The 8,085-nt window shown below is 74.2% G+C and carries 8 protein-coding genes; 5 read left to right on the forward strand and 3 right to left on the reverse strand.

From position 1 onward, the window contains the following. Nucleotides 1-135 precede the first annotated feature (135 nt). Nucleotides 136-1,224, forward strand: a complete 1,089-nt coding sequence (locus QM638_RS16245) for a glycosyltransferase family 4 protein (RefSeq protein ID WP_415143512.1) — start codon at nt 136-138, stop codon at nt 1,222-1,224. Further along, on the forward strand, nt 1,221-2,330 hold the full coding sequence (locus QM638_RS16250) for a glycosyltransferase (RefSeq protein WP_415143514.1): 1,110 nt from the start codon (nt 1,221-1,223) through the stop codon (nt 2,328-2,330). The genes QM638_RS16245 and QM638_RS16250 overlap by 4 nt, the downstream gene beginning before the upstream one ends. Before the next feature lie 6 nt (nt 2,331-2,336). Here the strand turns inward: QM638_RS16250 and QM638_RS16255 are convergent, their stop codons facing one another. Further along, the gene (locus tag QM638_RS16255; protein ID WP_415143516.1) at nt 2,337-3,491 is read right to left on the reverse strand and encodes a pectate lyase family protein; all 1,155 of its coding nucleotides are present in this window, start codon (nt 3,489-3,491) and stop codon (nt 2,337-2,339) included. Between the two features lie 192 nt (nt 3,492-3,683). Between QM638_RS16255 and QM638_RS16260 the strand changes: the two genes are divergently transcribed. From QM638_RS16260 to QM638_RS16270, 3 genes are read left to right on the forward strand one after another with little or no spacing between them, the layout of a single operon-like run. Continuing rightward, nucleotides 3,684-4,508 carry a sulfotransferase domain-containing protein gene (locus QM638_RS16260; RefSeq protein ID WP_415143518.1) on the forward strand — a complete coding sequence of 275 codons (825 nt, stop codon included), beginning with the start codon at nt 3,684-3,686 and terminating at the stop codon, nt 4,506-4,508. A 34-nt stretch (nt 4,509-4,542) separates the two neighbouring features. Further along, nucleotides 4,543-5,646: a glycosyltransferase gene (locus tag QM638_RS16265; RefSeq protein ID WP_415143519.1), complete on the forward strand. Its 1,104-nt coding sequence runs from the start codon at nt 4,543-4,545 to the stop codon at nt 5,644-5,646. Then, nucleotides 5,643-6,491: a sulfotransferase family protein gene (locus QM638_RS16270; protein ID WP_415143521.1), complete on the forward strand. Its 849-nt coding sequence runs from the start codon at nt 5,643-5,645 to the stop codon at nt 6,489-6,491. The genes QM638_RS16265 and QM638_RS16270 overlap by 4 nt, the downstream gene beginning before the upstream one ends. A 15-nt stretch (nt 6,492-6,506) precedes the next feature. On the opposite strand, the gene QM638_RS16275 is transcribed toward QM638_RS16270, so the two are convergent. Together QM638_RS16275 and QM638_RS16280 are read right to left on the reverse strand one after the other, a co-directional pair. Next, a complete protein-coding gene (locus QM638_RS16275) occupies nt 6,507-7,457 on the reverse strand; it encodes an NAD-dependent epimerase/dehydratase family protein (protein WP_415143522.1) in 951 nt (316 codons plus the stop codon). Further along, the coding region (locus QM638_RS16280) for a sulfotransferase (protein WP_415143524.1) at nt 7,451-8,085 on the reverse strand (635 nt) is incomplete at its 5' end. The genes QM638_RS16275 and QM638_RS16280, both read right to left, overlap by 7 nt.

Raw genomic sequence — 8,085 nt, forward strand, 5'->3', positions numbered from 1 at the left:
GCCCACCTGATCTGCGGCGCCCGCCGCACGCGCCGACATGCTAGCCCGCGGCCGCCGGCACCGGACCCACCAGTTCCACACTCACAGTGCAGTCTCAGCAGCGGCCGGCGGCCGGCTCCGTACTATTGCTGCGCCATGATCGCTGCCCACCCCCGACCGACGGTGCTGCACGTGACCGAGGCGTACGGCGGCGGCACGATGAACGTGATCCACGACTATGCCGCGGCGACCCCGGAGCTTCGTCACGTGGTCCTCGCCGCCCTTCGCGACGGCGAGGACACCGGCGTGGTCCCGCCCCCGGACGTGGTGGTGACTCGCCTGCCCCGTCCGGCGGTCGCCGCGTTGCGCGCCCTCCGCCGCACGGTCTCGGAGCTCGAGCCCGACATCGTGCACGCACACTCCTCTCGCGCCGGCGGCCTGGTGCGACTGACCCCGGGGCTCTCCCGGGCGCGCATCGTCTACACGCCGCACTGCTTCGCCTTCGAGCGCCAGGACCTCGGCCCGGCCGCGAGAGCCGTCCTGCGTGGCGCGGAGGCGCTGCTGGCCCGCCGTACCGCCCTCCTGGTCGGTGTCAGCCCGCGCGAGGTCGCCCTCGGCCGCGCGCTGGGCCGACGGGCGCCCGGCGTCTACGTGCCCAACGTGGCCGCACGTCCTGAGCCCGCCGCGGAGGCCGGTCCCACGCCGGTCGAGCCGAGCCACACCGCCGTCACCGTCGGCCGGATCGGCGCGCAGAAGGACCCGTCCTTCTTCGCCGAGGTGGCCCGGGCGACCGCGCGGACGCCCGGCCCGCCGGTCCGCTTCGTCTGGTACGGCGACGGCGACCCGGCCGGGGTGCGATCACTGCGCGCCGCCGGGGTCGAGGTGACCGGCTGGCTGCCGCGGGCGGAGGTGCTCCGTCGCACCGCCCGGGCCGGCGCCTACCTCCACACCGCTCGTTGGGAGAGCGCACCGCTGACGGTGCTCGAGGCGGCCGCCGTCGGCCTGCCGCTGGTACTGCGGCGCAGCCCGGCCCTGGCCGGTCTCGGCCTGCCCGGACTGATCGACACCCCGCCGCAGGCGGCCGCCCGGCTGCGCTCGCTGCTGCCGGCGGTCCCGGACCCGGGTGCGCACGCCGCGCTGCTGGCCGGCCACACGCCGGCGAGGCAACGCGCGGCCCTGCTCGAGGCCTACTCCCGGGTCTCGCCCCGGATCGCCGCGCACCGCCCGACGACGGCGGCGCCGTGAGCGTGGCGCCCCGACTGGCGATGGTCGTCAACAGCCTGCAGCGTGGCGGCGCCGAGCAGCAGTTCCTGCGGGTGGCCCGCGCGGCTCGACGCCACGGCTATCAGGTCCGCATCTACACCCTGCTGCCGGCGATCGACTTCGACGACCGCGCGTTGGCCGGCATCCCGGTGGTCCTGCTCGCCCCTCGGCCCGGGCCCGGCACCCTGATCGCCGCCGTCCGCGAGCTGCGCGCCTGGCGGCCCGACGTGGTGCTCAACTTCCTCTACCAGGCCACCGTGATCGGCCGGTGCGCCGCCCTGCTCGCCCGAACCGGGCCGGTCGTCTCCTCGATGCGGAACGAACGGCTGGAGACACCGGCGCGCCGCCGGATCTACCGCCTCACCGGTCGGATCGACGCCGTCACGGTGACCAACTCGAGGCGCGCCGCGCAGGTGCTGCAGCACGAGGGCACGGTCCGGCACGACCGACTCCGGGTGATCCCCAACGGCATCGATCTGACCGAGCTCGATCGTCCCTGGCACACCGACCTGCGCGCCGAGCTGGGGCTGGCGCCGGACTCGTTCCTCTTCCTCGGCGTCGGTCGGCTGGCCCCGCAGAAGGCCTGGCCGGTGCTGCTGGACGCCGTCTCGCGCTATGCCGGCCCCCAGGCACACGTCGCGATCGCCGGGGACGGGGACCGTGCCGGGCTCCAGGCCCGGATCGAGGCGGACGGCCTCGCCGACCGGGTCAGTCTGCTCGGCCTGCGTGACGACGTCCCCGGGCTGCTCCGCGACGCCGACGCGCTGGTGCTCTGCAGCCGGTACGAAGGCCTGCCCAACGTCGTCCTGGAGGCGATGGCCCTCGGCCGGCCGGTGGTGGCCACCCGGGTGGGCGGCTGCCCGGAGCTCGTCACTCCCCAGACCGGGCTGCTGGTCGATCCCGGCGACCCCGCCGGCCTCGCCGAGGCGATGACCCGGCTGGCGCGGATGAGTGCCGCGCAGCGGGCCCGGCTGGGCGCCCGCGCGCGTGAGCATGCCCGCGCCGGCTACAGCCTCCAGGTGGCGCAGGACGCCTGGTGCGCCCTGCTGGACGAGGTCCGCGCCACCCGTCCCGGGCGGGACCGGTGAGGCAGGTCAGCCGTCGGTGTCGGCGCCCGGGTCCGCACCGGCGCCGGTGGAGATGACGGTGGCCAGGTCGGTCGAGGCCTCCGCGGCGGTGTAGGAGTAGGCGTCGCTTGGATCGAAGACCTTGCCCTTGCGACTCTTCGCGGTGACGGTGGTGCCCAGGTAGAGGTTGCCGGTGTCGTAGATGAACCCCTTCCGCGAGTCACACAGCGTGCCGGCGTCGTTGCAGGTCTGGGCGACGGTGGTCAGCGTCGCCTTCTTGCTGCTGGCGGCCTGGAAGACGTTCGCCTCGAGGTAGATCTGCGCCAGCCGCTCCGAGCGCACCGCGTATCGGGTCCAGGAGTCCAGGTAGTTGTTGTAGACGTGGGCCTTGCCGTAGGAGACGACCGGCATCCGGTATCCGACGTGATCGAACCAGTTGTCGGCGATGGTGACGGTCTGGTCGACATCGGCGCTGGCCGTCGACATCTCCCCCACCTGCAGGGTCTGCTCCTGGTCCCAGAAGTGGTTCCACGACACCGTGACGCCACTCGTCCCGTCCTGGATGCCGATCAGCTTGTCGCCCGCCTCGGACAGGGTGTTGTGGTCGATCCAGACCCGGGTGGAGGCCACCACGCTGATGGCGTCGTAGGGGTCGTTGGAGGAGGTCAGCGCGGTGTCACCGAAGTCGCGCAGCCGCAGGCCCTCGACGATCACGTTGTCGACCCCGTCGATGACCAGCCCACTGGTGCCCGGTCCGGTGATCAGCACGTCGTGCCCGCGCCCGTCGATGGTGGTCTCGGAGGTCACCTGCGCGGGCGAGGTGAGGGTGATGGTCATGTCGTCGTCGAAGACGATCCACTTCGGGCCCGCCTGCGCCAGCGCCCACGGCAGCGTGCCGCTCTGCGAGGCGTCGTCGGCGGCCGAGGTCACGTGGATGACGGTGCCGCCGGCGCCACCGGTGGTGGCCGCGCCGAACCCCACCGGGACCGGCAGGGCCGCCACCGATCCGTCGGCCGGCGCCAGGCTGGTCGCGGTGGCGGCCACCGCCGAGACGGCGGTGGTCGTGCTGCTGGGCAGGCCGGCCGATACGCTGGCCGAGGCCGGCGCCGGGCACAGGCCGGTGGCCGACACGGCGCCGATCAGAGCGGCGCCGCACAGCGCGGAACGGAGGTGTGGGGGCATGGGGGTCTCCTGTCTGTGGCCGGGGGGACCGGCCGGCCGAGTCTGCACACCACCTCGACGTCTCGAGGGCCGCGGCCCCGGGGGTGGCCGCAGGCCCACGGTACCGAGAAGCACCGCCCAGCAGAACCGTCCGTCCAACGGTGTGTCGACACCTCGCCGGCGGCCGGGCACCGGCGCCCGGGAAAGAGCCCGGTGATCCCGGCGAGCCCGGCGAGCCCGGGCCGCTGGGTGCGCAGCACCCTGCGTGGGCCGGTGCGCACCCGGGTGCGTCGCTGGCAGGACGCTCACCGGCTCCCACCGGACGGGCGGGCTTCGGGGTTGCCCGACTTCGTCGGGATCGGGGCCCAACGGTGCGGCACCTCGTGGTGGCATTCGTTGCTCGAGCAGCACCCGGAGGTGGCCGGTCTCGGCTGGGGCGCCAAGGAGCTGCACTTCTTCGACGACTGCTGGGGCGTCCGCGACGACCGGGAGCTGGCGGCGGCGTACGCCGCCCAGTTCCGACGCCGGCCCGGGCAGCTGGCCGGCGAGTGGACCCCGCGCTACCTCTACGATCCGTGGGCGGTGCCGAGCCTGCTGCGGATCGCTCCGCAGGTAAGGCTGATGGTCATGCTGCGCGATCCGGTGGCGCGCTTCGTCTCCGGGATCCAGCACGAGGTCAAGCTCGCCGGCGGACGGCCGCGGCCGGACGCGGTCACCGGCGCCTACCAGCGCGGCCTGTACGCCGCCCAGCTACGACCGCTGCTCGAGCTGGTCGACCGGCGACGCCTGCTGGTGCTCCAGCTCGAGCGCTGCCGCGCCGATCCCGACGCCTGGCTGCAGCACACCTTCGCCTTCCTCGGACTCGACCCGCACCATCCGCGGGGCGCCGGCGAGCGCAATCGGTCGCGGCCCGCGCAACCGGTGGAGGAGCGCCTGCTCGCCGCCGTGCGTCCGGGCTATCGCCGCGACGCGGCCGAGCTGGCGGCGCTCTTCCCCGACGACATCGACCTGGGCCTGTGGCCGGGACTGACCTCGTGAGGCTCGATGGCGGGCCAGCTGGGACGCTGGCACCGTGAGGTTGTCGTTCTTCCTGCCGGCCCTGCACGGCGGCGGCGCCGAGCGGGTCACCCTGACCATCGCCGACGCCCTGGCCGAGCGCGGCCACCGGGTCGAGCTGGTCCTCGCCGATCGTCGCGGCGAGCTGAGCGCCGACGTGCCCGGGAGCATCACCGTGACCGACCTGGGCCGGGCCCGGGTCTCCTCCGCGGTGCTGCCGCTGCGCCGGCACCTGCGCCGCTTCCGGCCCGACGTCGTGATCAGCGGGATCTTCCACGCCAACCTGGCCGCGATCGCCGCCACCCGTGGCCTGCACCTGCCGCTGCTGGTGATCGAGCACAACACCATGTCGGCGAAGGTCGCCGCCGCCTCCTCCTGGCGGGACCGGGCGGCGCCGGCCGCCTGCGCGGTGGCCTACCGGCGCGCCGACGCGGTGGCCGCGGTCTCCCAGGGCGTCGCCGACGACCTGGCCCGCCGGCTGCGGTTGCCGAGGCGACGCATCCGGGTGCTGCCCAACCCGGTCGACTACGCCGCCGTACGGCGCCTCGCGGCCCAGCCCGCTCGCGACTGGGGTAGCGACGGCATCGGCGTGCTCGCGGTCGGCCGGCTGACCGCGCAGAAGGACTTCGCCACCCTGCTGCGCGCCGTGGCCATCGTCCCCACGGCGCGGCTGCTGGTGCTGGGTGAGGGTGAGGAGCGAGCACGGCTGGGCGCGCTCGCCGACGAGCTCGGCGTGGCCGACCGGGTCGAGCTGGCCGGCTTCGAGCCGAACCCCTACCGCTGGTTCGCCCGGGCCGACGTGATCGCGCTCTCCTCCCGCTGGGAGGGACTGCCCACGGTGCTGCTCGAGGCGCTGCCGTTCCCGGCCAGGATCGTGGCCACCGACTGCCGGTCCGGACCGCGGGAGATCCTCGACGACGGCCGCTGGGGCCGACTGGTGCCGGTGGGCGATGCCGCCGCGCTGGCCGCGGCGATCACCGCGGCCGCGGCCGAGCCGGAGGCCGAGCGCGACCAGGCCTGGCGAGGCTACGACCGCTCCGCGGTCGTCACCCGCTACGAGCGACTGCTCGCCGAGCTGGCCGCGGGATCGGCCCCGGCGCCGAGCGGGGTCTCCGGATGAACGGTCCTCTCCCCGACTTCGTCGGCATCGGCGCGCTCAAGGCGGGCACCACCTACCTCGACCAGCTGCTGCGCGGGCACCCGCAGCTCAGCTTCCCGCGACACCTCAAGGAGACCGAGTTCTTCACCCGCCACTACCGGCGCGGCCCGGAGTGGTACGCCGGGCTCTTCGCACCGCCCGACGGCCGGCTGCGCGGCGAGATCTCCCCGCAGTACCTGCCCGACCCGACCTGCGCCGAACGGCTCTACGCCGCGAACCCGGAGGCGTTGCTGATCGCCACGCTGCGCGACCCGGTCGCCCGCCTCGTCTCCCAGTATCGCCACTTCGCGCAGGTCACCGGCTACCCCGGCGACCTGCGGACCTTCCTGGTCGAGCACCCCGGTGCGATCGACCGCGGCCGCTACCACGCCCAGCTGCAGCCGTGGCTGGCGCGGTTCGGCCGCGATCGGCTGCACCTGGTGATCTTCGACGATCTCGTCGACTCCCCGCTCGCCACCGCGCGCTCGGTGCTGGCGTTCCTCGGCGTGGACGACTCCGTCGTCCCGTCCCCGCCGGACGCCGAGACCTACTCCTCGTTCTCCCCCCGCTTCCCGCGCGCCTACGTCCGGGCCAGGCGGGTCTCCGCCGCGCTGCGGGGGTCGGCCACCGGGCGCGCCGTCGTAGGGCTGGCCCAGCGCGCCGGCCTGCGTGGCCTCCTCTCGACCCCGGCCGCGCAGGCTCGCGAAGGCGAGCTGAGCGCCGGCGAACGCGCCGAGCTGGCCACCGGCTACCGCGCCGACGCGGCCCGGCTCGGCGAGCTCCTCGACCGCGATCTGGTCCGGCTGTGGGGGCTCGAGGCGACCTGAGCCCACCGGCCGGCGTCAGCCGACCGACCGGGCGCGCTCCCAGGCGACCTGCTCGCCGATGCCCTCGGCGAGCGTCATCTCGGCGGTCCAGCCGAGGTCCTGCTCGGCCAGCCGGGCGCTCCCGCCGGTCCGCCGTACGTCGCCGGGCACGGCGCCGCACCGTTCGACCGCCGGGGTGAAGCCGAGATGGTGGGCGATCAGCCCGATGGCGCCGTTGACGTCGATCGACTCGGTGCCACAGGTGTTGTACACCGCACCCGGCGCCACGTCCGCGCGCCCGGCGGCGCGCAGCGCCTCGACGATGTCGCCGACGTAGGTGAAGTCCCGGATCGCGGTGCCGTCGCCGGTGATGGTCAGGGGCCGTCCGGCGAGCGCGCTGCGGATGAACCTGGAGAATGCCATGTCCGGTCGCTGGCGGGGGCCGTAGACGGTGAAGAACCGCAGCGACACGGTGCCGAGTCCGTAGTTCTGGGCATAGAGGCCACAGAGGTGCTCGGCGGCCAACTTGGTCACGCCGTACGGACTGAACGGGGCCGGCAGGGCCCGTTCGTCGACCGGGTAGGAGGGCTGGTTGCCGTAGACCGAGGAGCTGGAGGCATAGACCAGCCGGGGCACCCGCGCCGATCGCGCCGCCTCGAGCAGCTGCTGGGTGCGGTCCACGTTGCGCTCGACGTAGGCACCGAAGTTGCGGTCCCAGGACAACCGGACTCCCGGCTGTCCGGCCAGGTGGTAGACCACGTCGGCCTGCGCCACCCGGTCGAGCACGGCCGGATCGGCCACGTCGGCGGTCACCACCTCCACCCCACGACGTGCGCCGAATCCAGCCAGGTTGGCCCGCTTCTGCGCGACGTCGTAGTAGTCGGTGAGACTGTCGACCGCCACCACCTCCTCCCCCGCATCCAGCAGCGACTCCACCAGATGGCTGGCGATGAATCCGGCGGCGCCGGTGACGAGGGACTTCACCACAGGGGGTACCCGTACTTTCTCAACAGGGGAACGGTCAGCGCCGTGACGGCGCGCCGGTCTCGACGGCTCATCTGGTGGGTCCAGGAACGGTCTTCGGTCACCCGTAGCGGACCCTGGTCGAACCGGCTCGGATTGCCCGAGAAGCTGTGTGCCTCCCGGCGCGGCTCGACGGGCATGGCGAGCCCGAAGGCGGCGACGATCTCGGCGAGTCCACCGGCGGCGTCGCGGGCGAAGTCCTCGTAGCGCAGCCGCAGCACCGACCCGCGGAAGACGCTGCGGTAGAGCTCGACCATGGCGTTGATCTCGATCCAGCGCCGCGCCGACCGTGACGGCGACAGCGTCCGCATCCACCGCTCCTCCCAGTGCACCTCGGGCCGGAGCTTGCGCCGCGACCACGAGTGCGCGACCGCGCGGCTGTCCCGCACCAGGTGGACGACGGCCAGGTCGACCCGGCCGGTGGCACGCAGCGCGAACAGGTAGGAGGGGTCCTTGGAGGAGTCGATCACCAGCGGCGCCCCGGCGACCCGGCCGGCCTCGGCGTAGAGCGGCGCCACCGTCTCGCCGTACGCGGACAGGTCGCGCCGCCTGGCCGCCCGGCCGGGCCATCCGAGCCCGCCGGGCCGGCCGC

This window comes from Nocardioides sp., assembly GCF_047606145.1.
Lineage (GTDB): Bacteria > Actinomycetota > Actinomycetes > Propionibacteriales > Nocardioidaceae > Nocardioides.